The organism is Sphingobium aromaticiconvertens, from assembly GCF_037154075.1.
In the GTDB taxonomy this organism is placed as follows: Bacteria; Pseudomonadota; Alphaproteobacteria; order Sphingomonadales; family Sphingomonadaceae; genus Sphingobium; species Sphingobium aromaticiconvertens.
Genome location: NZ_JBANRJ010000001.1, coordinates 1,843,296 through 1,869,310, shown reverse-complemented (window position 1 = coordinate 1,869,310; position 26,015 = coordinate 1,843,296). Strand labels below are relative to the sequence as shown.

Below are 26,015 nucleotides of genomic sequence, written 5' to 3'. Positions count from 1 at the left end.
GTTCGCGGCGTAAACGCCACCGAACCACGATCACCAAGTTTTGCGGACGTGCAGCCCGCAAAAAGAGCCGGGGGCGGACAGTAATCGTCCGCCTGCGGGATGGAAAACTGAACGGCCCGGCGCGCACTGCCGGGCCGTTCCTTTATATCAGGCCACCCGCATCCGCTCGCGCACGGCCTGCTTCAAGGTATCCAGTGGCATGGCGCCCATTGTCAGCACCTCATGGAAAGCCTTCAGGTCGAATTTCGCGCCCCGTGCCTTCTTCACCTCCTCGCGCAGGTCGTTCCAGACCGTATGGCCGATCTTGTAGCTGCACGCCTGCCCCGGCCAGACGGTGTAGCGATCGATCTCGCCCTGGCTGCGACCGCGCGCAATACCGGTCGTGGCGATCAGATAGTCGGTCGCCTTTTCCCGGCTCCACTGCTTCACATGCATGCCCGAATCCACCACCAGCCGCGTGGCGCGAAACAACAGCGATTGCAGATAGCCGACCTGCCCCAGCGGATCGCCTTCATACATCCCCATCTCGTCGGCCAGTTGCTCGGCATAAAGCGCCCAGCCTTCGCTATAACCGCTATAAAAACCGCGCCGCCGGATCAGTGGGATCGCGTCCGATTCCAGCGCCACCGATACTTGCAGATGATGCCCCGGCACCGCCTCATGATGGGTCAGCGTCGCCAGCCCGAATTTGGGCCGGTCAAACGTATCGCGCAGGTTGATGAAGTAGATGGCGGGCCGCGATCCATCCAGCGAGGCGTTTTGGTAATAACCGCCCGGCGCGCCCGCCTGAATCGTTGGCGGCACGCGCCGCACCTCGACCGGCGCCTTGGGCACGGTATTGAACGCCTCGCCGAGCCGCGCCTGCATCGCCTTGACCTGGACGTTGAGTTGCGCCAGCAATGCCTCGCGCCCCGGATCAGTGTTGGGGAATAGCTGGTCGGGCCGCTTATTGAGCGCCACCAGCCGGTCGCCGACCGTGCCCTGGCTCATCCCCTGCGCTTTCAGGATCGCGTCGATCCGCCCGCTGATCTGCGCCACCTGCTCCAGCCCCAGCCTGTGGATTTCGTCCCCCGTCAGGCGCGTGGTCGTCGCTGCCTCCGCTGCCGCGACATAGAAAGCCTCGCCCTCCGGCAGTCGCCACACGCCCGCATCATGGGTCGCTTTCACGCGCAACTGCTCGACCAGCGCCCGCTGCCGGTCGAGCGCCGGGAACACGGCTTCCGCGACGATCTTTTCGGCCTGTGCCGCGCGTTCGGGCGACAACCCCGCAGCCGCCAGCTTCGTCGCAAAGGACGCAACCAGCACGGTCTGCGCGGCGGGCTGATCCCGTAGCGCCGCCTGCAGTTTCAGCGTCGTGTCCAATATATAGTCGGGCGCGAACACGCCCTTGGCCGCATCGGCCTTTTGCCGGCCTAGCTCGTCGTCCATCGCCTTGGGGAAGGCTTCCAGTCGTGACAGATAGGCGTCCGCGTCCGCCGCATCCTTCACCCGATGCTGCGAGTCCAGAAAATCGGGCACGTCGCGATAGGCGCCCGTCAACTGGCTGAGGACATAAGGCGCATACCGCCCCGCCGTCTCGCCATAGCCGAACCGTTCGCCACCGATCTCGCGGCTCAACTGATAGTGGACCACATCATAGTCGAGCTGCGATGCGGCGCTCAGTTTCGTCCGATCGACGCCGCCCAACTGGCGAAGCTGCACCTTGCTGCGCGCCAGATCGCGCGCCACGCCCGCGGCCGACACGTCGCTCAACTTGCCGCGCAGCCCCGCCCGCGCGCCGGTGTCGAGGCCAAGGCGCGTGGCCTGTTCAGGCGCATCCTCCAGCCGCTCATAGAAAAAACCATCCAGCATCGCGCGCAACCGCGTATCCTGCGCCGCAGGCTGGGCAAAGACAGGCGATGTCGTCACCGCCGCAATGGCGCTCGCGCCGGTCGTGGTCAGAAAAAGGCGTCGGTCCACGGGGAAACTCCATCCACTGAAGGGGCAGGCGCACGGGCGCCCGCTACCGCCTTCTGCCGCGATAGCAAGAACTTGACTAGGCATGCATCACTTTCCCGCCAAGCCCAACGCCGCCTTTTCATAAGCCAACCTTATTTAAACGTAATAAAATTGCCCTTTCCTGCCGCACCGGTTTCGGCAAGATAGAAAAACCTCCAGCAGCGGACATTGATCGTGACCTTTGAACTTGTGACGGCCAACCGCAATTATTCCAGTTGGTCCCTGCGCCCCTGGATTCTCATGAAGGCGCTGGACATCCCGTTCAACGATCGCGTCGAACCTTTCGCCACCACCAACTATGCCGCCTTCCGCAGCTTTTCCCCCACTGGCCTAGTGCCCGCGCTGATCGATGGGGACCGGACGATCTGGGACTCGCTGGGTATCACCCTCTACCTCGCCGACCGCTTTCCCGCCGTCTGGCCGACGGACGAAGCCGCCCGCGCCTGGGCGCAATCTGCGGGTTGCGAAATGCACAGCGGCTTCACCGCGCTGCGCAACGACTGCACGATGAACGTCGGCGTCCGGGTGGAACTTGCCCGGCCCTCACCGGCCCTGCAAAAGGATGTCGCCCGCCTCACCGAATTATGGAGCGAGGGGCTGGATCGCTTCGGCGGCCCCTTCCTTGCCGGTCCCGTTTTCACCGCCGCCGATGCCTTCTACGCGCCGGTCGCCTTCCGCATTCGCACCTATGGCCTGAACGTCGGCCCGATCGGGCAGGCCTGGGTCGATCATTTGCTCGCCCTCCCCGCCATGCGGGAATGGGAAGCCACCGCGCTGGCCGAAACCTGGAGAGAAGAGGCCCATGAAGCAGAGGTCCGCGCAGCGGGCCGGATCATCGCCGACTATCGGGCGACATAGAAAAACTCAGGCTCCAGCAAACGATCATCCGGGATTCCCACCGATTTTCCCCTTTAATCCCGCACGGTCTGGGTCTAGGGGAAAAAGATCATGGTTAAACCCCGCACCCTTTACGAGAAGATCTGGGACGCGCACGTTGTTGAGCGTCGCCCGGACGGAACCTGCCTCATCTATATCGACCGGCACCTCGTCCATGAAGTGACGAGTCCGCAGGCGTTTGAGGGGCTTCGCCTCGCTGGGCGCAAGGTGCGCCGGCCTGATCTGACGCTGGCGGTCCCCGATCACAACCTGCCGACCACGGCACGGCGCGACGCGGCGGGCAACCGTATCCCCATCGCCGACCCGGAAAGCGCGCAGCAACTTGCCGCACTGGAACGCAATGCACCGGAGTTCGGCGTTCGCCTGATCGGCGCGACAGATGCCGAACAGGGCATCGTCCATGTGATCGGCCCGGAACAGGGCTTTACCCTGCCCGGCACAACGATGGTCTGCGGCGACAGTCACACCAGTTCGCACGGCGCATTGGGCGCGCTGGCGTTCGGCATCGGTACCAGCGAGGTCGAGCATGTGCTGGCCACCCAGACGCTGCTGCTCAAGCAGTCGAAGACGATGGAAGTCCGGGTCGAGGGCGAACTGGGCTTTGGCGTAACAGCCAAGGATGTCGCGCTCGCCATCATCGGCCGCATCGGCACGGCGGGTGGCACCGGCTATGTCATGGAATATCGCGGTTCGACCTTCGAGGCGATGACCATCGAAGGGCGGCTGACCGTCGCCAACATGTCGATCGAGGCTGGCGCACGCTCCGGACTGTTCGCGCCCGACGAGGCGACTTTCGCGTACATCAAGGGTCGCCCGATGGCGCCCAAGGGTGCCGACTTCGACGCCGCTGTCGCCTGGTGGAAAACGCTCGCGACCGACGAAGGCGCCGCCTTCGACAAATCGGTGTTCATCGACGCGGCGACCATTGCCCCCAACGTCACCTGGGGCACCAGCCCGGAAGATGTCGTGGCCGTGACAGGCACCGTGCCCGATCCCGACAGTTTCGAGGATGCATCCAAGCGCGCCGCCGCTGCCAAGGCGCTCGATTATATGGGCCTGCACAGCGGCCAGCGTATTCAGGACGTGACCGTCGAACATATCTTCATCGGCAGTTGCACCAACAGCCGGATCGAGGATCTGCGCGCCGCAGCCGCCATAGTTGACGGCAAGCATATCGCCAGCGGCATCAAGCAGGCGCTGGTCGTGCCCGGCTCCGGTCTGGTCAAGCGTCAGGCCGAGGCCGAGGGGCTGGACCGCATTTTTACCGATGCAGGTTTTGAATGGCGCGAACCGGGTTGTTCGGCCTGCCTGGGCATGAACCCGGACAAGGTGCCCGCGGGAGAGCGCTGCGCCTCGACCAGCAATCGCAATTTCATGGGCCGTCAAGGTCCGGGATCGCGGACGCATCTCGTCTCGCCCGCCATGGCCGCCGCAGCGGCGCTGACGGGCCGATTGACGGACGTGCGCGAATTAATGGGACAAAAGGGGGAGATGGTCGCATGAAGAAGGTATTCTGGGTGCTTGCATTGGGCGCACTGGCAAGCGCAGCAATGGCCGCCGGCCTCGGTCGCGCCGAAGATACTGCGCCTGTGGAGGCGAAGCGAACACACTGATGGACCAGGTTACGACTATCGACGGACGCGCCTATCCGCTGGGTGTCAAGAATGTCGACACCGACATGATCATCGCCGCCAAATGGCTCAAGACCATCTCGCGATCCGGGTTGGGCAAGGGCGCGTTTGAAGCGATGCGTCAGGAACCCGGCAATGTCTTTGACGATCCGGCCTTTACCGGCAGCCCGATCCTGATCGCAGGCGACAATTTCGGCTGCGGTTCCAGCCGCGAGCATGCCGCCTGGGCGCTCATCGACATGGGCGTCAAGGTGGTGATCGCGCCCAGCTTTTCCGACATATTTTCGGGCAATGCGTTCAAGAACGGCATCCTGACCGTGGTATTGCCGCAACCGGCGATCGATCGGCTGATGGAGGTCGCACAAGGCGGCGACCCGATTCACATCGACCTGGAGCAGCAGAACGTCACCACCCAGTTTCAGGACCGCTTCGCCTTCGAAATCGACCCATTCCGCAAGCATTGCCTGCTGGGTGGGCTGGACGAAATCGGGCTGACGCTGGATGGCGCGGATTCGATCGACGTTTATGAAGCGAAAATTGCTACTGATCGCCCCTGGATCGTCCCCGCCGTTGCTTAAAGCGGCCGATCATAATATCGCGTTCGATAATCAGTCTTTCGCTTTACCACAGGGACGACCATGACGACTTTTGACGACCGGGAACGCGCATTCGAAAATATGTTCGCGCACGATCAGGAAATGCAGTTCCGCATCCAGGCCCGCCGCAATCGCCTGCTGGGCGAATGGGCGGGCATGAAGATGGGCCTGACGCCTGAAGAAACCGACGCCTATGCCAAGTCCGTCGTGCAGGCCGATTTCGAAGAGGCAGGTGACGAGGACGTGATCCGCAAGCTGGTGGGCGACATGACGTCGGCCGGGATCGAGATCGACGAGCCGGGTGTGCGCGCCGCGCTGGAAGAACAGGCGGTTATCGCACGCCGCATGTTCATCGAAGCCCAATAATCGACGCGAAATAAGGACACCCGTCCCATGCCGATGGCCGCAGACGATATCGCCGACATGATCCGGACCGCCATTCCCGATGCGGAGGTGGAGATCACCGACCTTGCGGGCGATGGCGACCATTATGCAGCGCGCGTGGTGGCGGAAAGTTTCCGGGGCATGAGCCGTGTTGCGCAGCAGCGCGCGGTCTATGCCGCACTCGGCGGCCGCATGGGGGGTGTACTCCACGCCTTGCAACTGACGACAGCGGTTCCCAACTAACCACCATGCAATTTTCCGCGCCATGGACGAACCGGCGCGCTGACAGGAATGGACCCCAAACAATGACCGACGCCGTGCAGCAGCGGATCGCCGATATCGTGAACGCCAGCGACGTTGTGCTGTTCATGAAGGGCACGCCCCTCTTCCCGCAATGTGGCTTTTCCAGCCGTGCGATCGCTATCCTTGAGCATCTGAACGTCGCCTATGACAGCGTCGACGTGCTTCAGGACCAGGGCGTCCGTCAGGGTATCAAGGAATTTTCCGACTGGCCGACCATCCCCCAGCTTTATGTGAAGGGTGAGTTTGTCGGCGGCAGCGACATCATGATGGAAATGTTCGAAGCGGGTGAACTGACCCAGTTGATGGCTGACAAGGGCGTAGCCGCAGCAGCCTGATTCTGATCTGAACCTGATACGGGTTTGGGGAAATCCCGGGTGGGGGATGCGGCGGAGACTGCCAGCACCCCCCGGTAGTGAACGGTCGGGAATGCAAAGACTGTCGCAACAGCCGGGCCAGTTCTGAAAAATCCACCGAATCCGGCGGATGCTGAGGTTAACGACCTCCCACATCTGTCCCAAAGTGTAAAAGCCGCCGACGCTTCGGCGGCTTTTTTCATGCATTCATCGTTCACCCGATTGACTACATCCGTAATCAGTACGATTACATGTGTAGATGACCGAGTCGACAAAGGTGACGACCATGGCCGAAAAAATCAGCGATGCCGAATATAGCGTCATGGAAGCGCTTTGGGAGCGCGCCCCGCTGACGGCTAATGAAGTATCCGATCGCGTTGCCGAAGGACGCGGATGGAGCGTGCAGACGGTCAAGACCCTGCTCTCCCGGCTGATGGCAAAGGATGTGATCGCCGCCGATCAGGATGGTCGCCGCTTTCTTTATCGCCCGCTCGTGCCCCGCGACGATTATGTCGCCAGCGAATCCGGACGCCTCGTCAACCGCCTGTTCGGTGGCCGCATCTCTCCCCTCGTCGCCCATCTTGCCCAACAGGACCAGTTGAGCGCACAAGACATCGCCGAGCTTGAGGCCATTCTCAAGGAGTTGAAGGCATGAGCGTCTGGATCGCTGAAACCCTGCTCGCCACTTCGCTGTTGATGGCGCTGGTGATGCTACTTCGCCGCCCGACCGCCCGCTTTCTGGGCGCGGGTGCAGCCTATATGCTCTGGGCCTTGCCGCTTGCGCGGCTCGTCCTGCCCCCCTCCCGCGCGCTGTCGCTCCGGCAACCCCATTGCAAAGCGCGGTTGACCAAAGCGGTCTCGCTTCTGCCCTTACGCTGCCCACAGTCCCAGCGACCGGCAATGCCCTGTCCTTGCCCTGGATCGAGATAGCCGCCAGCCTCTGGATGGCGGGTGCGGCGACCTTCCTTCTTTTCCACGCCATCACTTATGTGCGTTTCCGTCGTCTGATGCTGGCCGATGCCGTCGCGTTAGGGCAGGAAGGCCGCATCCGCATCATCGCCAGTCCACGGGCGACCGGCCCACTCGCCTTCGGCGTCCTGCATCCCCATGTCGCCCTGCCGCTCGACTTCGACACTCGCTTCGACGCCGATGAGCGGGCAATGGCGATGGCGCATGAACGCGCCCACCATCAGCGTGGCGACCTGTTCGCCAACATGATCGCGATGGCCATCATGGCCCTGCACTGGTGCAATCCGATCGCCTGGGCCGCCTGGCGTGCCTATCGTGCTGACCAGGAACTGGCCTGCGACGCCCGTGTCCTTGCCCACCACGGTCAGGACAAGGCCCATATCTATGGGCGCGCTATCGTGAAGGCCGCGGGGGGTCGCCCGTTCGCGGCGGCCAGATTTGCCACTGCCTGCCATCTCACTCGACTCGATACGCTCAAAGGGAGGCTCAAAATGCTTTCTAGTCACGCAGACTCATTACACCGGATCAGCTGGGGCATGGCCGCCGTTGCCCTCGTCACCCTCGCCGGTCTGGCGCTGACCGCTTCCGGCAGCCGCGCCGCGCGCGAAATGGCGGCAATTACGGGCACGGTGGACGACGTCAACATGGCTCGGCTCACCAACCTGATGGCGGATGCACCGCCGAGGGAGGCGGTTCAGCCCGAACCCGCTGCTCCCTCCGAACCGGTCGCCATGGTCCACGCCGAACGCATGGTGCCCACCCCGCCGACAGCACCAACCCCGCCCATCGCGCCCACCGCCGACATGGTTGCCCCGATACCACCTGCCCCTCCAGCGCCGCCGGTGGCGGTGCGTCACCAGTCGAACCGCGTCACCGTCACACGCGCAAATGGTTGGACCGAAACGCACTCTATTCCCACTGAGGCCGACATCGCTCGCATGGTCCCTGTGGTGGACGTCAGCGATGGCTGTGACAGCAATGGTAAGGCATCGCGTCAGGAAAGCGTCAATGCGGATGGCCGCCGCGTGATCCGCGTTCGCATCTGCCAGGCGGAAATCGACCGGGCATCACGCACAGCGGACCGGGCCAGTGCCCAAGCGGATCGAATGTCCCACGATGCCGACCGCGCCAGCGCGGAAGCGGACCGGGCGTCCCGGCTGGCCGACAAGGAGAGTGCCCGCGCCGATCGCGCCGCCAATGTCGCGGCGCTGAAAGGCCTGCATTCCGCCCGCGCACAGATCGCCAGCAACCCCTCAATGCCAGCCTTCGCCCGCGCTCAGGCACTGCGCGATATTGATAGCGAAATCGCCAATATGCGCGCTGGCAACGAATAAGCCGGCGCGTCAGATCGCCACGATCTGCGGCAGGATCGCGTCGAGCAGCAACATGCCCGCAGGCGCGACCCTCAACCGTTCACGCTCTTGTATCAACAGCCCCAGCGCTTCCAGCCGCCCTGCCGCTTCGCGATTCACCAGTTGCGCCAGCGGCACCCCGCTGGCAGCCGCGATCCGCGCCAGATTGATGCCCTCGCCCAGACGTAAGCCCATCAGCAGCGCCTCACGCGCCTGATCCTGCGCTCCCAGCGGCTCCTCACTCTGAAGACCGTGGCCGTTACGGGCCAGCGCCGCCAGCCAGTTCTCGGGCTTGCGATGCCGCAGCGTCGCCTGTTTCCCGCGACGGCCATGTGCGCCCGGCCCGATGCCCAGATAATCGCCATAGCGCCAATAGGTCAGGTTATGGCGGCTTTGCTGCCCTTTACGGGCATGATTGCTGATTTCATAGGCCGGGATGCCCGCCGCACCCGTGCGCGCCTGCGTCAATTCATACAGGTCGGCGGCATGATCGGGATCGGCTGGCACCAGCTTGCCCTGCGCCGCCAGCGTAGCAAAGCGCGTACCCGGCTCGATCGTCAATTGATAGAGTGAGAGATGCCCGGTACCAAAGGACAGCGCCCGGTCCAGTTCCCGCGCCCATGCCTCTTCACCCTGCCCTGGCCGTGCATAGATGAGGTCGAAGCTGACCCGCCCGAAGACCGACTGCGCCACGTCCAGCGCCGCCAGCCCCTCATCCACGTCATGCGCGCGACCCAGAAAATGCAGCGCGTCACTATCCAGCGCCTGCAACCCCAGCGACACCCGGTTCACCCCCGCCGCCGCGATGTCGCCAAAGCGCGCCGCCTCCACCGAATTGGGATTGGCCTCCAGCGTGATCTCGACATCATCGGTCAGGCCCCAGAGCCGCTCCGCTGCCGCGATCAGGTCCGCAACGATTTCCGGCGGCATCAGCGACGGAGTCCCACCGCCAAAGAAGATGGAGGCAATTCGGCGCCCCGGCGTCAACGCTGCCTCATGCGCCAGATCGGCAAGCAGCGCCGTCCGCCACTCCTGTGTGTCCACCCGGTCACGGACATGGCTGTTAAAATCGCAATAGGGACATTTGGATACGCAAAAGGGCCAATGAATATATAAGGCCAGTGGATCGGCGATGACCGATGCGATTTGCGGGGATGCAGTTTTCGGGGATATGGACAACATGGATGGGGGCGTCTTTATACGCAAATGGGCGCGCGCGCTACCGGCGCTGGCGATCATCGTTGCGCAGCCGGGTGCGGCGGAGAAGCCTGAACGCAGGGTCATGCCCGCTGCCTATTATGGCATGGAGGAAGCGGTCCGCGATCCGGCCCGCCTTCGCGACACGATGCTGGGCGCGCATAATGGTGAACGGCGCGCGATAGGCGTTGCCGCTCTCGTCTGGGACGAAGGGCTGGCGAGGGAAGCGGCCCGCTACGCCGATGAGATGGCCCACAGCGGTCAGTTCCGCCATTCCGCCCGCACCGCGCGGGCGACGCCCAGCGGCGAAAATCTCTGGATGGGCGCGCGCCGCCTCTACGACTATCGCGTGATGATGGCGGCGTTCCTCGACGAGCGGGCGCTGTTCCGTGCCGACAAACCCATGCCCGACATCAGCCGATCGGGCCGCTGGCAGGATGTCGGCCATTATAGCCAGATCATCTGGCGCGGCACCCGCTCCATGGGCTGCGCGCTGGCCGAGGGTCGCGACAATGACTATCTGGTCTGCCGCTATTTCCCGGCGGGCAATGTCTTTGGTCGCCGTCCGCTCGATCCCGATCCGGCCTCGTTGGCCAGTTCAGGCGACTAGCTTTCGATCAAGTCGATATAGGCCACCACATCATTGTCGGTGGCCAGGAACAGGCCGTCCTGCACATCTTCCGGCTGCTGCGCCGCGATCTGCATCGCTTCGCCAAAGGAACCGTAGAAAAGCGTCGTCGCCGCCCCACCTTCCTGCGCGTCGCTGAGGTGGTAAAGGCGGACAGTGGCGGTATCGTTGGTGGAGCGCATGGCGCTGCTTGTCGCCCGGCAAGAGGTCGGGCGCAAGGGGTCAGCGGCGATCGGAAACTTTGATCCCGCTCGCCAGCTTGTTCGTGCCGATCCGCACCGCATCGTCGGTGAAGTTGGCGATGAAGCTGCTCTGGCGCGACAGGCCGGGGACGAAGGAGGCGCTGTTGCCATCGATCGTCAGGCCCCCGCTGTCATTCTCGCGGCCCTCTGGCGCAACGGTGATGAAGGCGCTCCAATTTTCCTTGTCGCGGCCCTGCACCATCTCATTCCCGCGAATCTCGCCGCTGGCGCCGTTGGACAGGTCGATCATATAATTGGTGGTGCGTCCGGCGCTGTCGTCGAAACTATTGTTCAGGATGGACACGCGCGCCGCACGGCTTTTCAGATAATGCCCGCCATCGCCGCTGTCAAAACGCGAGCGGGTGACGCTCAGGCTGCCATAATGGCCGATATACAGGCTGTGCGCGCAGGACAGGTCACGGTCGCACCGGCCCAGATGGCGGAAGGTCGACTGGTCGATGCGGATGGCATTGCCCACTCCGTCGCCGGTCAAAATGCCTTCCTCACTGTTGCGGAACAGGCTGTTGGCGACGTCCAGATTGCCGCTTTCCAACCGGACGCCCGCGCCATTGCCGTCGGGCACGCGCAGATTCTGAAAGACGATGCCGTCTATCTTGCTGGATCGGCCACGCAGCACCAGCGCTGCCTTGTCCTCGCAGGTCACGCCGTCGAAGATGGCCGTGCCCGCATTTTGCGCGCGGATGGTGACATCCCCGCCCTGCTGGACCGCGCATTGGCGATAGGTGCCCGGCGCGACGACGACCGTCCCCTGCCCGTCCCCGATCGCCGCCAGCGCAGCGGAAAGCGTACCGAAGTTTCGGCCACTTTCCGCAACGGTAAAGCCACCGCTACTGCTCTGGGCAAAGGCGGTGGCGGCGACGGCCGCGCTCAGCAACAGGGTGATGGACAGGATACGCATGACAGCCCCTTACGCGTGCGCAGGGGGAACACCAATGCTAACACATGGTTAACGCCGCCGCCGCCCCAGATCGGGACAGGCGGCGAGTGGCAGGTTAATCCAGGTTGGGTCGCAGATACCGCTCCGCCGTTTCCAGGTCGATGCCGCGCCGGGTCGCATATTCCTCCAACTGGTCGCGGCCCACGCGCGCCACGCCGAAATATTCTGCCTGCGGATGGCCGAAGTAGAAACCGCTGACCGCCGCCGTCGGCAGCATCGCGAAACTTTCGGTCAGCGAGATGCCGGTCGCCTTGTGCGCGTCCAGCATTTTGAAGAGGATCGGCTTCAAACTATGCTCCGGGCAGGCCGGATAGCCGGGCGCCGGACGGATACCGCGATATTGTTCGCGGATCAGCGCCTCATTCGTCAGTTGCTCGCCCTCCGCATAGCCCCACAGTGCGGTGCGGACATAATGGTGCAGCCGCTCGGCAAAGGCTTCGGCCAGACGATCGGCCAGCGCCTTGAGCAAAATGTCCGAATAGTCGTCGATCGCATTCTTGAACCGCGCCAGATGCGGCTCGATCCCGTGGATACCAACCGCAAAGCCACCCATCCAGTCGCCATCATGGCTGATGAAATCGGCGAGGCACATATTGGCCCGCCCTTCGCGCTTCTGGATCTGCTGGCGCAGCATCGGCAGGCGGAAATGCTTTTCATCCTCGACATGGACGACGATATCGTCGTCCTCGCGGCGGCACGGCCACAGGCCCGCGACACCGCGCGCCGTCAGCCATTTTTCATTGATGACCTTGTCCAGCATCGCCTGCGCATCGGCGAACAGGCTGGACGCGCTTTCGCCGACAACCTCATCGGTCAGAATGGCGGGATAATTGCCCGCCAGTTCCCAGGCGCGGAAGAAAGGCGTCCAGTCGATATACTCACGCAGATCCTTCAGATCCCAATCGGGAAACTGATGGACGCCGGGCAGGCGCGGACGTGGCGGCTTCAGATTTTCGTCAATCTCGAATGCGTTGGCGCGCGCATCCTCGATCGGCACCAGCGCGCTTTGCCCCTTGTTGGCGCGGGCGACGCGGACATGCTCATAATCGTCCTTGGTCTTCTGAACGAAGTCGGCCTTCTGCGTCTCGCTGACCAGCGCCGTCGCCACGCCAACCGCACGGCTGGCGTCCAGCACATGCACGACCGGGCCGGCAAAGGCCGGGTCGATGCGGAGCGCGGTATGCACTTTCGATGTGGTCGCACCGCCGATCAGCAGCGGCATGGTCATGTCGGCGCGCTGCATTTCCTGCGCCACCGTCACCATCTCGTCCAGCGAGGGGGTGATGAGGCCGGACAGGCCGATCATGTCGGCGTCATTTTCGTTCGCCGCCCTGATGATGTCCTGCCAGGCGACCATGACGCCCAGATCGATCACCTCGAAACCATTGCACTGAAGCACGACGCCGACGATATTCTTGCCGATGTCATGCACGTCGCCCTTGACCGTCGCCATGATGATCCGGCCCTTGCCCTTGGCGCCCGGTTCCTTCGCCGCCTCGATATAGGGCAGAAGATGCGCGACCGCCTTCTTCATCACGCGGGCGGATTTCACCACCTGCGGCAGGAACATCTTGCCCGCGCCGAACAGGTCGCCGACCACGTTCATGCCATCCATCAGCGGCCCTTCGATCACCTCGATCGGCTTGGCCGCGACCAGTCGCGCTTCCTCGGTATCCTCGACCACATACATGTCGATGCCCTTGACCAGCGCATGTTCCAGCCGCTTGGACACTGGCCAGCCGCGCCATTCCTCCGCCGCCTTTTCCGCGCCCGCATCGGTGCCACGAAACTTCTCGGCCAGCGTAACCAGCCGCTCGGTCGGCGTGATCTCCGGGTCGCGCTGCGGCCGGTTGAGGATCACATCCTCACACGCCTCGCGCAGTTCGGGATCGATCGTGTCATAGACATCAAGCTGCCCGGCATTGACGATGCCCATGTCCATGCCTGCCGGAATGGCGTGGTAGAGGAAGATGCTGTGCATCGCCCGCCGCACCGGCTCATTGCCGCGAAAGGAGAAGCTGAGGTTCGACAGGCCGCCCGAAATATGGACATGCGGGCAACGGACCTTGATCTCCCTGCACGCCTCGATGAAGTCGACGCCGTAATTATTATGCTCCTCGATCCCCGTCGCCACCGCGAAGATATTGGGATCGAAGATGATATCTTCGGGCGGGAAGCCGATATCCATCAACAAATCATAAGCGCGGCCGCAAATCTCGACCTTGCGCTCCTTGGTGTCGGCCTGACCCGTTTCATCGAAGGCCATGACGACCACCGCAGCGCCATAGGCCATGACCTTGCGCGCATGGAATAAGAAGGCTTCCTCGCCTTCCTTCATGCTGATCGAGTTGACGATCGGCTTGCCGGATACGCATTTCAGCCCCGCTTCGATCACGTCCCATTTGGAGCTGTCGATCATCACCGGCACCCGGCTGATGTCCGGCTCCGACGTCATCAGCTTCAGGAAAGTGGTCATCGCCTCGATCGCGTCGAGCAGCCCTTCGTCCATGTTCACATCGACGATCTGCGCGCCATTCTCGACCTGCTCGCGCGCCACCTCTATCGCGGCGGCATAGTCGCCCGACAGGATCAGCTTCTTGAACTTGGCCGAGCCGGTGACGTTGGTGCGTTCACCGATATTGACGAAAGTGGCGGTTGATTTGGTGGTCATTCTGTTTTCTCTCTCCCCTCCCTTCAGGGAGGGGTCGGGGGAGGGCATGTCAGGCAGGGTGGGAAGCGCACATGCCCTCCCCTAATCCCTCCCTGAAGGGAGGGGAACTAAGCAGCTATATGCATAGGCTCCAGGCCCGCAAGACGCGTCACCACTGGCAATTCCGGCACGATACGCGGCGGATGCCCCTCCAACGCCTTCGCCACCGCACCGATATGCGCGGGCGTGGTGCCACAGCAGCCGCCGACCATGTTGACCAGCCCTTCGTCCACCCATTGACGGATCAGCGAGGCGGTCGTTTCCGGCAGCTCGTCATATTGCCCCAGTTCATTGGGCAGTCCGGCATTGGGATAGGCCAGAATCAGCGTGTCGGCATTCTTGGCCAGTTCGCTCAGATACGGCCGCAGCAGATCCGCCCCGAACGCGCAGTTCACGCCGATGGTGAGCGGCTTCAAATGCCGCAGCGAATACCAGAAGGCGTTGACGGTATGCCCCGACAGGTTACGCCCCGACATGTCGGTGATGGTGAAGGACAGCATCAGCGGCACCGAACGGCCCGCCGCTTCCTCCGCCTCGCGCGCGGCCATGCCCGCCGCCTTGGCGTTCAACGTGTCGAAGCAGGTTTCGACCAGCAGGAAATCGACCCCACCCTCGATCAGCGCATCGCACTGCTCGCGATAATGCGCCTTCAGCGTGTCATAGTCGACCTCGCGAAAGGCCGGGTCGTTAACGTCCGGGGAGATGGAGAGCGTCTTGTTCGTTGGCCCGATCGACCCCGCCACGAAACGCGACTGGCCGTCTTTCGCGGTCGCCGCATCACAGCATTTGCGCGCAATCTGCGCTGCGGCGATGTTCAGTTCCCGCACCAGATGTTCGGCGCCATAGTCCGCCATCGCGATCTGCGTGGATGAAAAGGTATTCGTCTCGATCATGTCCGCCCCCGCATCCAGATAGGCGGTGTGGATCGCTTCGACGATGTCGGGCCGCGTCAGGCACAGCAGGTCATTATTGCCCTTCTGGTCCTTGGCCAGGTCCAGGTCGCCGCGATAGTCCGCCTCCGACAGCCCATATTTCTGGATCGACGTGCCATAGCCACCATCGAAGATCAGGATTTTCTTCGCGGCCAGATCGCGCAATTGCTGTTCGGCGCTCATGCCGTCTTCTCCAGTTCGGGCGTCTTCACCTGCGGCCGAAGCCCAAGCAAGTGACAGATCGCATAGCTCAGTTCCGCCCTGTTGAGCGTATAGAAATGGAAGTCGCGCACGCCGCCCGCATAAAGTTTGCGGCACAGTTCCGCCGCCAGCGTCGCGGACACCAGCTGGCGCGCGCCGGGATGATCGTCCAGCCCCTCGAACAGGCGGCCCATCCAGCTTGGCACCTCGGTATTGCACATGGCCGCCATCCGCTGCGTCGCGGCGAAATTGCTGACCGGCATGATCCCCGGAATGAGCGGCGTGCTGATCCCAGCCGCCGCCACCTTGTCGCGAAAACGGAAAAAAGCCTCTGGCGTGAAGAAAAACTGCGTGATGGCGCGGGTTGCGCCCGCGTCCAGCTTGCGTTTGAGGTTATCGAGGTCGCTCTGCGCGCTCGCCGCCTCGGGATGGGTTTCGGGATAGGCTGCGACCGAAATCTCGAACGGATGGCGCTTCATCAGCCCTTCGACCAGATCAGCGGCACCAGTATAACCTTGCGGATGTGGTTGGAAGGTCGTGCCCGCTTCGGGCGGATCGCCGCGCAGCGCGACGATATGGCGCACCCCGGCCTCCCAATAGGCATCGGCCACCTCGTCGATTTCCGCCTTGCTCGCAGCAACGCAGGTCAGATGCGCGGCGGCGGCCAGCGGCGTTTCCTTCGCAATCCGGGCCACGGTGTTGTGCGTCCGCTCCCGCGTGGACCCACCCGCGCCATAGGTAACGGACACGAATTGGGGTGCGAGCGGCGTCAACGTCTCGATCGCCGACCACAACTGGGCCTCCATCTTCTCCGTCTTGGGTGGAAAGAATTCAAAGCTGACATTCAGGTCACCCGCCAGATCGGCATAGAGCGGCGCGGCGAAGGCTGTCTTCGCATCCTGTGGGGCTGCCGATTCGGTCGTCATGGGGTAACACGTCCTTCGATGGGGAGGATGCGGGCGCCGCGACGGCGGCCCATCCATAATTTCACGGTCAATTCCTTGGCAGGCAGCGCCTCAACCCGCTCCAGCATCAGGCCTGAATGGGCGAACCAGCCCTCCATCTGCTCGTCGGAAAAGCCCAGACGCGCATGTTGGTCACGCACCCGCAATTCCTCGCGCTGGTGCGGGGCAAAGTCGGCGATCAGGATGCGGGCGCCATTCTGCGCCACCCGCGCGGCCTCCGATATCACCTGCTCGGGCGCCGGGGCATAATGCAGCACCTGATGAAGAAGGATTGTATCAATGCTGCCCGCGTCCAGTGGCAGGGCGGCGAAATCGCCCATCAGCAGCGTATATTTGCCTGGCGCATCCTCAGGCAGCTTCGCGCGGGCCAGCCGTAACATATCGGGACTGCGATCGATGGCGACCACAGCGCTGGCCTGCGGCCCGAACAGTTCGATCATCCGGCCAGTGCCCGTCCCGATGTCCAGTAGCCGCCCAATCGCCTCGCCATCCAACAGCGCGCGCATCGTCGCCTCGACATCCGTCTCCGCGACATGGAGCGAACGGATGGCGTCCCAATGTTCGGCATGTTCCGCGAAATAGGCCTGCGCCGCACGCGACCGATCGTTCCGCACCGCAGCAAGCCGCGCAAGATCCGCCCGCTGCCATAAAAGTTCGCTTTCCGAAGGTGCCATCCGGTCGAACAGCGCCAGCAGGGGCGCAACCGACGTATCATCGGGCAAGCGCAGGAAAACCCAATTGCCCTCCTTCCGCCGCTCGACCAATCCCGCTTCGGCCAATATGCGAACATGGCGCGATACGCGCGGCTGGCTTTGGCCGACGACCTGAGCGATCTCCCCCACGGCCAGTTCCATGGCACGCAGCAAACAGAAGATACGCAGCCGTGTTGGGTCGCCCAAGGCTCGAAATATGTCCAGCATCGCGCTCATGGCACCATATATAAAGAAATCTTTATATACGTCAATCTTTAAGCAGGGCCGTGATTTTTCATGTGGATCATTTGGCCATCAGACGCGTTTTGGCGTTTCCATGCAGGAATGGGATTGCCTTGGCAGGGGCAAACCATTAGGAATCCTGTTCGCAGACGCAATGGGGGGTGAGCTTTTCTCCGAGAGTGGTCTGCAATGTTTTATTCTCAGAGAGGGGTTTACCCATGTCCAAGTCGATTGCTCTTTCGCTCGTTCTCGCCGCTTCGCTCGGCCTCGCCGCTTGCACCAGCGGTGCAGAAAATGTTGCCAACGCCGCTGCCAACTCGGCTGAGAACGCGTCGAACGCTGCCGACAACGCCATGAACGCTGCGATGAACGCTGCCGACAACGCCGGCAATGCTGCCGCGAACGCAACGAACAACGTCGCGAACGCGATGTAATTCACTGGCCCCTTTACAGGGCCGGTATAAAAAGGGTCGCTCCGGCAACGGGGCGGCCCTTTTTGATTGGCTAATGCCTCTTGGTTGAGAGGCACTTTTGCCGGAAGGAATGGCCCCATGCCAACCTATGACAGACTGATGGTCGGAACCATCACCCTGCTGCTGTTATCGGCTTGCGGATCGGATGCGGGCGTGGGCGGCGTCACCGCCAGCGAAGCCGATGCCCTGAACGCGGCGGCAGCCACTCTGGATGAACGCTCCAGCGCCGCCCAATCACCCGATGTCAGCCTTAACCCCGCCGCCGTCACCGCGCGCGACAGGCGCCGGAGCCAGAATGACGCCGCAGCGGCGCGTTAGGCCTCCACAGCAAAAGGGCCGATCCTTCCGGACCGACCCTTCCTTGTCGACTCTTCATATCTTAGCAGTTGCGATCGATGGCCCGGCCAGCCAGCGCGCCGACACCTGCGCCCACAATAGCGCCCGTAGTGCCGTCACTGCGACCATAGCGGCCACTGCCCTTGCCTACCTCGTTCCCGAGCAGGCCACCAGCGATTGCACCGATGATAGTGCCGCCCGTGCCGTTATCCCGGCAGCGATAGCCGCCACGATAGCCACGATCACCGCGATAATAGTTGTTGCTGTAATAGCGCCCGCCGCCGCGATAATAGCGGTCGCCCCGATAGCCACGGTCATTGCGATACCCACGATCGCCGCGATAATGGTCACCACGATCGTAACCGCGATGATAGCCGTCGCGGGCCATCGCCGGGGTAGCGGTTGCGGCCAGGGATGCAGCGGCCATCGCCAGAGCGGCACCCAGATTGATCATAAACTTGGTCTTCATGGCGTTGCTCCTCTAGCTGTTGCCAATCACGCTCGACGGCGGATCGGCAAGGATTCGTCATCGATGATGCCCTTATGAGCGATTCGCCTTGAGCCGACCCTGAATGGGGATGACAGCGTGCGTTCAGTTATCGGCCATTCATCATGCAGGGCTGTACGAGCGATGCAAATCGCCTATCCCCGATGACAATGCGCCGAATCCTGATCGTCCTCGCCCTTGCCATCCTGCTGTTGCCAGCCCCCGACAAGCGCAAGCCGGGGCAGGCGCGCGCGGGTACGCTGCTGGTCGATGTGCGGCCATTGCCGCTCTCCCCCGGCACACCGGCGCCCACAAAGGCGGGGATACTCCCCTTTCTGGGGGCGTGGGTGCTCAGCAGTGGGAATGAGAGTTTCGGCGGCCTCTCGTCCCTTCATGTCGAGGATGACAATCGCATCATCGCTCTGAGCGATTCGGGCATGTTGATGGGCTTCTCCCTTGGTCGCGATGATCGCCATCGGCCGTTCATCGCGCCGCTGCCGATCACACCCGCCGAACGGGATCGCCCGTGGTGGATCTGGGATTCGGAAAGCATGACCCATGACCCAGTGACTGACCGCTATTGGGTCGGGTTCGAACTGCAACAGCGCATCTGCCGCTATGCATCCGGATTCGCGCGGGTGGAAGCATGCCAAACCTGGCCCGAGGTCGCAGCATGGCCCAAGACTGGTTCTATCGAATCGCTCGCCCGGCTACCCGATGGCCGCTTCATCGCCATTGGTGAGATGGCGATGACCAGCGATGGCTATCACGACACACTGCTGTTCGCCGGCGACCCGACCGATTCGACAACACCCTCGCCAATACATCTGCGCTACAGCCCACCGCAGGGCTATCGTCCGACCGACGCCGTGGCGCTCGACGACCGGCACCTTATCGTCCTCAATCGTCGTCTGACCCTGCACGACCTGTTTACCGCTACCATTGCGATCGTTGAACTACCCGAGCAGATGACGCCCGGCACACGGCTCCAGGCGCGAACGCTTGCCCGACTAGCCCCGCCGCTGCTGGCCGATAATTTCGAAGGGATCGCCCTGTCCCATGAACAGGGCCAGCCGCGCCTGTGGATCATATCGGACGACAATCATGAATTCTTCCAGCGCACATTGCTGCTGAAGTTCGCGCTGCCCGAAGGCCTGACCTCGCCGCAGCGCTAACGATACGGCAACAAAGAGCCAATGCAAGCAGCCTGCTCTATCGACCTTATATTCGAATCATCTGCGAATCGCGCGGCCCGCTCAAAAGAATCGCAGGCACGACAACGGGCGGCCCGTCGCCGGACCGCCCTTTTGTCTTAGCCTTAACGAACGCGAATCAGGCGGCGACTACAGCCTGCTTCTTCACGATCTCGCGCTTCAGGCGACGGGCCTTCAGCGACAGCTTGTCGTCGCCAGTCTTGACCAGCCAGTTGTCCAAGCCGCCATTATGCTCGACCGAACGCAGGCCGTGCGTGGAAACGCGCAGCTTTACGCCCTTTTCAAGCGATTCCGAGATCAGCGTCACATTCTGCAGGTTAGGCAGGAAGACACGCTTGGTCTTGTTGTTGGCGTGGGACACATTGTGACCCACCTGGCGGCCCTTGCCGGTCAGTTCGCAGATGCGCGACATAGTCAATCAACCTTGTAATTCGGGTTCGTTCGGAAAGCGGCGCGGATAGCGGTAATCACCCTATCCGTCAACCCGACCACCATTCGATAAACGGCAGGCCGACCCCAATCGTAGCGCAAGCGCAACCATCAGTCCGCGTGGACGTTTAGCCCCTAACCTATCTGGAGGAGGATTTCATGCTCAAATTTGTGAGCGGCTTGTTGGTTGTCGGCTTAATCATCGTTGCCGGGGCCTTTGCCTTCGGATTCATCAGCGTCGAAAAGACGCGCGACGCCCAATTGCCGGAGGTCGCGATCAAGAAGGGGGCGCTTCCGGCCTATAAGGCCGATGTAGCCAAGATCGAGGTGGGCACCCGCAACGAAACGGTGGAAGTGCCGACCGTGGGCGTCTCCAAGCCCTGATCCCGTTCCCCCAACCCCTGTTTCAAGCCCTGATATGCTGATAGGGCGGGGCGTCATGGCCTCGCCCTTCCCCCTGCCCGATCCGATGCGCCGCGCGCTGGCCCTTGCCCGCGCGGCAGAGCAGGCAGGCGAAGTACCGATCGGCGCGGTCGTGACGCGCGGCGGCCAGATCATCGCAGAGGGCGAGAATCGCAATCGTCGCGATAATGATCCTACCGCCCATGCGGAAATCGTTGCCATCCGCGCCGCGGCTGCGCTCCTCAATGACTTCCGCCTTGCCGATTGCGACCTGTGGGTAACGCTGGAACCCTGCGCCATGTGCGCGGGCGCCATCTCCCACGCCCGCATCGCGCGCGTCTATTATGCGCTGTCCGACCCCAAGGGCGGTGGTGTCGAACAAGGCGCACGGGTGTTCGCCCAGCGCCAATGTCTGCACAAACCGGAAATCTATGGCGGCCTTGCCGAAGAGGAAGCTGCCAGCCTGCTAAGGGGCTTTTTTGCCGGGCGGCGCTGAATAAGTGATGCGGTACAGGGTATAAGGCATCGTCAGCCCTGTCTTCAGCGTCACGGGCGTCAGCCATTTGGGAATCTCGCCGCGCATCAACTGGGCATAAAAACCGCGCGGGCTGCGCGCCTGATAGACGGTGCCTTCCGGGAAGTCTGGACAGATGAGCAGATAGGTCGCGCCATGCCGCGCGGCGATGGCGCGGAACCCCTCTGGCTGGCCGTCAAAAGCCGCGTGAATGTCCAGAATGGCCTTGCCATTGCGATGATAGGGTCCGGCAAGCGCGCTATGATGTGTCGTCGCCAGCAAACGCGGCCCCAGATCGACCATGGTGAAGATCGTCGCGGATGGAAGCTGGTCCAATACCTGCAACGCGGGCAGTGTGCGGCATCGACCATTGGCCTTGTTAATCCGCTGCTGCCGGGTGGGCAGCTTGGACTTGGCCTGTACTGGACTGGGAACACCGCTCGCCATGCCCCACAACCGGTTGGCCTCCGGATAAAGCGGATAGGCGAACAGGATCACGCCCAGCAGCGCCAGCGCCACAGCGCCAGCGATCCGCCAGGCCGGACGGGCGTATATCAATGTCTTCAATGCCGCATAAATGCCCCAAGCCGCAGCGGGGATCGCCAGCAATTGGGCGGCAGGCCCGGCGCGCAACTGCCAGAAGAGCAGCGCGGAGGAGAAGAGCATCATCAGGCCCACGGTCGCCCAGGCCCAGAGCCGTTCGCTATCCCGGCGCGACATCCACAGCGCAACGACCAGGCTAACCAGCCCGGCGACCGGCAGCGCCAGCAGCGGCACCACGACATTGCGCGCTTGCGCCGTGATCGGCTTGGCCTCCCGGATATTGGCGAGCCACAGGCGCTGAAGTTCGGGCGAAATCTGATAGGGGCCGCTCAAACATTGCGGCCAGTTCATCCAGGCGAAGGCTGCGACCGCCCCCCCCACCAGCGCACCAGCGCCCAGCCGCATCGGCCAGCCGCGTAGCCTTCCGATTCGGGGGGGCAACAGCGCCAGCAGGGTCATGCCCGCCGACGCTGCCGCAAAGATCGCGACCCAGATCGGTGAGATCGCATCGCACACCATCTGGCGATTATCGTAGCTGGCAAAGACCAGGAACAGCAGCGACGTCGCCCCGCCCAGGCTGAGCGCATAGGGCAGCATCCGCCGCCCCGCCCCTTCGCGAAACACCCAGCGCAGCGCGATCAGCGCGCCGCCCGCCGCCAGATAGACGACCATCTCCATCCCGATCGTGATCGACAGCGCGCTGCTGACCCCCGCGACCACGCCGCCCCGCAGCCAGCTCCGATCGACAAGCCCCGCAAGCATCGTGACGGCCAGCGCCAGTTGCCAGCCATGATGGTCGATTCGCATCGGCGCGAACATGCCCAGCCCCATCTGCGCTGCCAGCGGCGCCAGCACGGCGATAATCCAGCCCCAGCCCGCGCTTTCCTCTCCCTCCGTCAGACGGCGGGCGATGAAGCCCAGGCTCCACATCAGCAGCAGCAGCGGCAACAGTGGCGCAATGGCGCAGGCCAGCCGATCGGCCAGCGCCCCGTCGAAAAAGGCACGAAAAAACAGGATCAGACCGGCAAGGGGTAGGTCCACCAATCGCGACCAGTGGATATTCGCCCCGCCCGGCGGGTCCAGCCGATATTGCCGCAAATCGAACCAGCCCTGCCCCGCCAGCCAGTCCTTGACCTGCACATAGCGGATATTGTCATCGGTGTCAGACAGGACCAGCCACTGGATGGCGGGCCAGCGCACCACCACAAACCACACGGCAATGACCACCCAGATAAGGAAGGTCAGCCATTTCCAATGTGCGTTTGCCCAGACCGACAGGCCAGCGCCTGCGGTGGCGATACGGCCGCGAAGGCCATCCCGACTTTTCAAGATCATCCGCGTGGACTAGACGAACCACTCCAAAGCGCAACGGGGGCGTTCCATGAAAATCATCGCCAGCCTGTTGCCCGCCCGCCTCTCACCGGCCCGCCTGCCCCCCGAGCAGCAAGCCTTGCTTTGGCAACTGGTGCGCTATGGCGTGACCGGCCTGTTCGTGACAGCCTGTCAGGCGGCAATCTACTGGTGCCTCGCGGCCCTTGTCGGCCTTCACCCACAGGTGGCGAACGGGATCGGCTATCTCGCTGCCGTCACGATCGGCTATATCCTGCACAGCGCCTTCACCTTCCGCGACCATGGCAACCGCGACAATCAGGGCGCGCGCAGCGTCCGCTTCATCATCGTGTCCCTCATCAGCCTCGGCCTGAACGCCCTATGGGTCGCGCTCTGCGTTACCCTCATGCGATGGCCGGAATGGTCGCCCATCCCGGCCATGATCTTCGTAACGCCAGCCGTGGTGTTCGGCCTCAACCGGCAGTGGGTGTTCAAATGACGTCCGTTAGTGGACGAAGCGGGCGACGACATCCCGATAAGACCGGCTGACCTTCACCTGTGCGCCGCTTTCCAGCACCAGGAAACATTCGCCATTGGTGTGGGGCTTCACCTGTCGCACCTGACTCAGATTAACGATGGTAGAGCGATGCACGCGCTGAAAATTGCGCGGGTCGAGCCGCTTTTCCAGATCCTTCATCGTCTCCCGCAGAATCAGTGAATTGTCGGCGGTGTAGATGCACATATAGTCGCCCGCGGCATCGATCCGCTCGATCGAATCCACGTCCACGCGGAAAATCTGTCCGCGATCCTTGATGTTGATCAGCTTTTCGAATCGATTGGACGCCGGCGCGTCATCCTCGCTGACGAAATCGCTCATCGCCTGCGGTGCAACCTCGGCCAACACCTCGCGCAGCCGCTCGGCCTCCTGCACCTGACGTTTCTCGGACAAGCGCAGGCGCACCCGGTCCAGCGCGTCGGCCAGTCGATCCTCTTCCACCGGCTTCATCAGATAGTCGACGGCCTGCGCCTCAAACGCACGGATGGCATGGTCGCTATAAGCGGTGACGAAAATGAATAGCGGCGGCTCAATCTCCATCATTCCCTGAACGACGGAAAAGCCATCAAAGCCAGGCATCTGGATATCAAGGAACACAAGATCAGGTTTGTGCGTCTTTATCGCGCGGATGGCTTCCCGGCCATTACTGCACGTTTCGACGATTTCGACATCCTCATGCGGTTCCAGACGCAGCTTGAGGCCCTGGATGGCCAGGCTTTCGTCATCGACGAGGATTGTTCTGATTGTCATGCGGCCACTTTCGATGGTTCATCCATATTCAACGGCATCTCGATCGTAACCGAAAATCCGCCCGGTGTGGAACGCGCGTCAAAGCTTTGTCGTTCCCCGAAAGCCTGAAATAGGCGATCGCGGATATTGGCGAGGCCCACACCGGTCGATGTGTTCGGCCTGACATGGCCCTCATTCAATCCCGGTCCAGTGTCCGATACGACGATCCGGACATTTTCACCGGCAGGCTGCGCCGTAATGGCGATTTCCGCTCCCTCCTCCTTGGGTGTCACCGCATATTTGATCGCATTCTCGACCAGCGGTTGAAGCAACAAGGAGGGCAGTCGCGCATGGGCGACGGCGGGATCGATGTTGAAGACGGGACGCAGCCTCTCCTCGAAACGCATCTTTTCGATCTCCAGATAGAGTTTCAGCGTCTCGACCTCTTGCGCCAACGTCACCTGCGCGGTCGGCTCATTGATAAGCGTGTAGCGCAGGAAGGAGGACAGGCGCGACAGCATCGCATTGGCCCGGCCCGTCTCCTTCAACAAGACCAGCGTGGAGATGGAATTGAGCGTATTGAACAGAAAATGCGGATTGAGCTGGTAGCGTAACATCGCCAGTTGCGCGCTGGACGCCTGATTTTCCAGATGCAGCAACTGGTCGGCCTGCTCCTCGACCGTCAGGTAGAAGTTGATCGCATAATAGAGCGCCGACCAGGCGCCCAGCAGCGTCATGTTGAGGTAGAAGGCCCCCAGGAATAGCTGCAATCCCGCCGTCTCGCTGGTGCGGTTCTGGGTCGAGAAGACCCAGGCATCGATGAAGGCGCACAGCGCCGCCGCGCCCACGACCATGACGATCGACACGCCCCAGGTGACGATCGGCCGCTGCTGCTGCAACCAGCGGAACACCACCGCGATCAGCAGCGTCACCGAATAGCCGGTGACGGTGGAAATCATGACAGGGATCAGCGTCGATAGCGGCTGGCCGTTGGCAATAGTGGAGGAACCACGAAGCAGGAACGCCCCCCCCCACCCCAGCGACTGAAGATTCCAGAAAGCGCGATTCTTGTCCGCGAAAAAGGGTTGGGGCTGGAAGCGAGTAGGGGCCATCGGCGCAAGGCTTAAGCGAATTTTGCGGACGGGTGAAGCCGTCCCGCGCACCGGGGTCAGGCGGCCACCGGCTCTTTGAGCGCCGCGCACCCGACATCAAGCATGTCCGCATCATCATGCGTGCATACCCACATCAGGTCATCCAGCGTCAGCACGCGCCCGTCATGGGACAATATGCGGATCGTCTGGATCGGCTGGGCATCCTGCCGGTCGGCCAGAAACTGCTGCGTGCAGGCATTCCCCCAACGCTCACCCCATTGACGCAGTGCAACCATCACCGGCGCCAGTTCCTGCCCTTTTTCGGTCAGCAGATACTCGACCTTGCGGCGGTCGCAGCGCATCGGCTGACGCAGCATTATTCCGTTTTCCACCAGCCGCGCGAGACGGTTGGCAAGGATGTTGCGGGCGATACCCAGTGTCGACTGAAACTCCTCAAAATGGCGGATGCCCGACATGGCTCCACGTAGAATGAGGAAGGACCATCGCTCGCCCATCGCCTCAAGAGCACTGGGGAGCGCGCAATGTTCAAGATCCTGGGCGGTAATCTGGGTCATGATTGAGACATATAGTGCATATGAACATCCATTGCAAAATCGCTGTGTCCAATCACGGGACATTGCCCCATCATTGCTACCAATTC

Annotated in this window: 30 protein-coding genes; 16 read left to right on the top strand and 14 right to left on the bottom strand. The window is 62.5% G+C overall.

Going from position 1 to position 26,015, the window contains the following annotated elements:
• Positions 1-147: 147 nt before the first annotated feature.
• Entirely contained in the window at positions 148-1,959 is a 1,812-nt protein-coding gene (locus WFR25_RS08835; RefSeq protein ID WP_336970242.1) for a DUF885 domain-containing protein, read from the bottom strand.
• A 213-nt stretch (positions 1,960-2,172) separates the two neighbouring features.
• On the opposite strand from WFR25_RS08835, the gene WFR25_RS08830 reads away from it, so the two are divergent.
• The 9 genes from WFR25_RS08830 (at position 2,173) to WFR25_RS08790 (ending at position 8,465) form a co-directional block, all read left to right on the top strand.
• Positions 2,173-2,856 (top strand): glutathione S-transferase family protein, encoded by a 684-nt coding sequence (locus WFR25_RS08830; RefSeq protein WP_336970240.1) that lies wholly within the window; start codon positions 2,173-2,175, stop codon positions 2,854-2,856.
• Between the two features lie 90 nt (positions 2,857-2,946).
• Positions 2,947-4,398, top strand: a complete 1,452-nt coding sequence (gene leuC / locus WFR25_RS08825) for a 3-isopropylmalate dehydratase large subunit (RefSeq protein WP_336970238.1) — start codon at positions 2,947-2,949, stop codon at positions 4,396-4,398.
• Positions 4,399-4,507: 109 nt separating this feature from the next.
• Positions 4,508-5,104, top strand: coding sequence for a 3-isopropylmalate dehydratase small subunit (leuD, locus tag WFR25_RS08820; RefSeq protein WP_336970237.1), 597 nt, complete (start codon positions 4,508-4,510; stop codon positions 5,102-5,104).
• A gap of 60 nt (positions 5,105-5,164) precedes the next feature.
• Complete coding sequence (locus WFR25_RS08815; protein ID WP_336970235.1) at positions 5,165-5,488, top strand: DUF1476 domain-containing protein; 324 nt, start codon at positions 5,165-5,167, stop codon at positions 5,486-5,488.
• A 27-nt stretch (positions 5,489-5,515) separates the two neighbouring features.
• The gene (locus tag WFR25_RS08810) at positions 5,516-5,749 is read left to right on the top strand and encodes a BolA family transcriptional regulator (RefSeq protein ID WP_336970233.1); all 234 of its coding nucleotides are present in this window, start codon (positions 5,516-5,518) and stop codon (positions 5,747-5,749) included.
• A gap of 62 nt (positions 5,750-5,811) precedes the next feature.
• On the top strand, positions 5,812-6,144 hold the full coding sequence (gene grxD, locus WFR25_RS08805) for a Grx4 family monothiol glutaredoxin (protein ID WP_336970232.1): 333 nt from the start codon (positions 5,812-5,814) through the stop codon (positions 6,142-6,144).
• Between the two features lie 304 nt (positions 6,145-6,448).
• The gene (locus WFR25_RS08800) at positions 6,449-6,817 is read left to right on the top strand and encodes a BlaI/MecI/CopY family transcriptional regulator (RefSeq protein ID WP_336974796.1); all 369 of its coding nucleotides are present in this window, start codon (positions 6,449-6,451) and stop codon (positions 6,815-6,817) included.
• Positions 6,814-7,092, top strand: a complete 279-nt coding sequence (locus tag WFR25_RS08795; RefSeq protein WP_336975049.1) for a hypothetical protein — start codon at positions 6,814-6,816, stop codon at positions 7,090-7,092. The genes WFR25_RS08800 and WFR25_RS08795 overlap by 4 nt, the downstream gene beginning before the upstream one ends.
• Positions 6,993-8,465: a M56 family metallopeptidase gene (locus WFR25_RS08790; protein WP_336970230.1), complete on the top strand. Its 1,473-nt coding sequence runs from the start codon at positions 6,993-6,995 to the stop codon at positions 8,463-8,465. The genes WFR25_RS08795 and WFR25_RS08790 overlap by 100 nt, the downstream gene beginning before the upstream one ends.
• Before the next feature lie 9 nt (positions 8,466-8,474).
• Here the strand turns inward: WFR25_RS08790 and hemW are convergent, their stop codons facing one another.
• A complete protein-coding gene (hemW, locus tag WFR25_RS08785; protein WP_336970229.1) occupies positions 8,475-9,665 on the bottom strand; it encodes a radical SAM family heme chaperone HemW in 1,191 nt (396 codons plus the stop codon).
• Here hemW and WFR25_RS08780 point away from each other — a divergent pair.
• Entirely contained in the window at positions 9,616-10,290 is a 675-nt protein-coding gene (locus WFR25_RS08780; RefSeq protein ID WP_336970228.1) for a CAP domain-containing protein, read from the top strand. The genes hemW and WFR25_RS08780 overlap by 50 nt on opposite strands.
• Here WFR25_RS08780 and WFR25_RS08775 read toward each other — a convergent pair.
• The 6 genes from WFR25_RS08775 to WFR25_RS08750 all read right to left on the bottom strand — a co-directional run bounded on the left by WFR25_RS08775 (position 10,287) and on the right by WFR25_RS08750 (position 17,245).
• Complete coding sequence (locus WFR25_RS08775; RefSeq protein WP_336970227.1) at positions 10,287-10,490, bottom strand: hypothetical protein; 204 nt, start codon at positions 10,488-10,490, stop codon at positions 10,287-10,289. The two genes, WFR25_RS08780 and WFR25_RS08775, sit on opposite strands and share 4 nt — an antisense overlap.
• Before the next feature lie 40 nt (positions 10,491-10,530).
• Positions 10,531-11,469, bottom strand: a complete 939-nt coding sequence (locus tag WFR25_RS08770; protein WP_336970225.1) for a polysaccharide lyase domain-containing protein — start codon at positions 11,467-11,469, stop codon at positions 10,531-10,533.
• 94 nt (positions 11,470-11,563) lie between these two features.
• Positions 11,564-14,179: a methionine synthase gene (metH, locus tag WFR25_RS08765; protein ID WP_336970224.1), complete on the bottom strand. Its 2,616-nt coding sequence runs from the start codon at positions 14,177-14,179 to the stop codon at positions 11,564-11,566.
• A 107-nt stretch (positions 14,180-14,286) separates the two neighbouring features.
• Positions 14,287-15,333 (bottom strand): homocysteine S-methyltransferase family protein, encoded by a 1,047-nt coding sequence (locus WFR25_RS08760; RefSeq protein WP_336970223.1) that lies wholly within the window; start codon positions 15,331-15,333, stop codon positions 14,287-14,289.
• Positions 15,330-16,277 (bottom strand): methylenetetrahydrofolate reductase, encoded by a 948-nt coding sequence (metF, locus tag WFR25_RS08755; RefSeq protein ID WP_336970221.1) that lies wholly within the window; start codon positions 16,275-16,277, stop codon positions 15,330-15,332. The genes WFR25_RS08760 and metF overlap by 4 nt, the downstream gene beginning before the upstream one ends.
• Entirely contained in the window at positions 16,274-17,245 is a 972-nt protein-coding gene (locus tag WFR25_RS08750; protein ID WP_336970220.1) for an ArsR/SmtB family transcription factor, read from the bottom strand. Before WFR25_RS08750 ends, metF begins: the two co-directional genes overlap by 4 nt.
• A gap of 224 nt (positions 17,246-17,469) precedes the next feature.
• On the opposite strand from WFR25_RS08750, the gene WFR25_RS08745 reads away from it, so the two are divergent.
• Positions 17,470-17,685 carry a circumsporozoite protein gene (locus WFR25_RS08745; protein ID WP_336970218.1) on the top strand — a complete coding sequence of 72 codons (216 nt, stop codon included), beginning with the start codon at positions 17,470-17,472 and terminating at the stop codon, positions 17,683-17,685.
• A 117-nt stretch (positions 17,686-17,802) separates the two neighbouring features.
• Complete coding sequence (locus tag WFR25_RS08740) at positions 17,803-18,042, top strand: hypothetical protein (RefSeq protein WP_336970217.1); 240 nt, start codon at positions 17,803-17,805, stop codon at positions 18,040-18,042.
• 61 nt (positions 18,043-18,103) lie between these two features.
• On the opposite strand, the gene WFR25_RS08735 is transcribed toward WFR25_RS08740, so the two are convergent.
• Complete coding sequence (locus tag WFR25_RS08735) at positions 18,104-18,529, bottom strand: glycine zipper 2TM domain-containing protein (RefSeq protein ID WP_336970215.1); 426 nt, start codon at positions 18,527-18,529, stop codon at positions 18,104-18,106.
• 188 nt (positions 18,530-18,717) lie between these two features.
• Between WFR25_RS08735 and WFR25_RS08730 the strand changes: the two genes are divergently transcribed.
• Positions 18,718-19,722, top strand: coding sequence for an esterase-like activity of phytase family protein (locus tag WFR25_RS08730; protein ID WP_336974793.1), 1,005 nt, complete (start codon positions 18,718-18,720; stop codon positions 19,720-19,722).
• 157 nt (positions 19,723-19,879) lie between these two features.
• Here the strand turns inward: WFR25_RS08730 and rpmB are convergent, their stop codons facing one another.
• Positions 19,880-20,173, bottom strand: a complete 294-nt coding sequence (gene rpmB / locus WFR25_RS08725; protein ID WP_336970213.1) for a 50S ribosomal protein L28 — start codon at positions 20,171-20,173, stop codon at positions 19,880-19,882.
• A gap of 176 nt (positions 20,174-20,349) precedes the next feature.
• Between rpmB and WFR25_RS08720 the strand changes: the two genes are divergently transcribed.
• Together WFR25_RS08720 and WFR25_RS08715 are read left to right on the top strand one after the other, a co-directional pair.
• Positions 20,350-20,574: a hypothetical protein gene (locus WFR25_RS08720; protein WP_336970211.1), complete on the top strand. Its 225-nt coding sequence runs from the start codon at positions 20,350-20,352 to the stop codon at positions 20,572-20,574.
• Positions 20,575-20,629: 55 nt separating this feature from the next.
• Positions 20,630-21,088 (top strand): nucleoside deaminase, encoded by a 459-nt coding sequence (locus tag WFR25_RS08715; RefSeq protein WP_336970210.1) that lies wholly within the window; start codon positions 20,630-20,632, stop codon positions 21,086-21,088.
• Here WFR25_RS08715 and WFR25_RS08710 read toward each other — a convergent pair.
• On the bottom strand, positions 21,059-22,984 hold the full coding sequence (locus WFR25_RS08710) for a hypothetical protein (RefSeq protein ID WP_336970209.1): 1,926 nt from the start codon (positions 22,982-22,984) through the stop codon (positions 21,059-21,061). The two genes, WFR25_RS08715 and WFR25_RS08710, sit on opposite strands and share 30 nt — an antisense overlap.
• 46 nt (positions 22,985-23,030) lie before the next feature.
• Here WFR25_RS08710 and WFR25_RS08705 point away from each other — a divergent pair, with 46 nt between their 5' ends.
• Positions 23,031-23,477: a GtrA family protein gene (locus WFR25_RS08705; RefSeq protein ID WP_336970208.1), complete on the top strand. Its 447-nt coding sequence runs from the start codon at positions 23,031-23,033 to the stop codon at positions 23,475-23,477.
• Positions 23,478-23,483: 6 nt separating this feature from the next.
• Here WFR25_RS08705 and WFR25_RS08700 read toward each other — a convergent pair whose 3' ends face one another.
• From WFR25_RS08700 to WFR25_RS08690, 3 genes are read right to left on the bottom strand one after another with little or no spacing between them, the layout of a single operon-like run.
• Positions 23,484-24,284 (bottom strand): LytR/AlgR family response regulator transcription factor, encoded by an 801-nt coding sequence (locus WFR25_RS08700; protein ID WP_336970206.1) that lies wholly within the window; start codon positions 24,282-24,284, stop codon positions 23,484-23,486.
• Positions 24,281-25,375, bottom strand: a complete 1,095-nt coding sequence (locus tag WFR25_RS08695; protein ID WP_336970204.1) for a sensor histidine kinase — start codon at positions 25,373-25,375, stop codon at positions 24,281-24,283. The genes WFR25_RS08700 and WFR25_RS08695 overlap by 4 nt, the downstream gene beginning before the upstream one ends.
• Positions 25,376-25,431: 56 nt before the next feature.
• On the bottom strand, positions 25,432-25,929 hold the full coding sequence (locus WFR25_RS08690) for a winged helix-turn-helix transcriptional regulator (RefSeq protein ID WP_336970203.1): 498 nt from the start codon (positions 25,927-25,929) through the stop codon (positions 25,432-25,434).
• Positions 25,930-26,015: the final 86 nt, after the last annotated feature.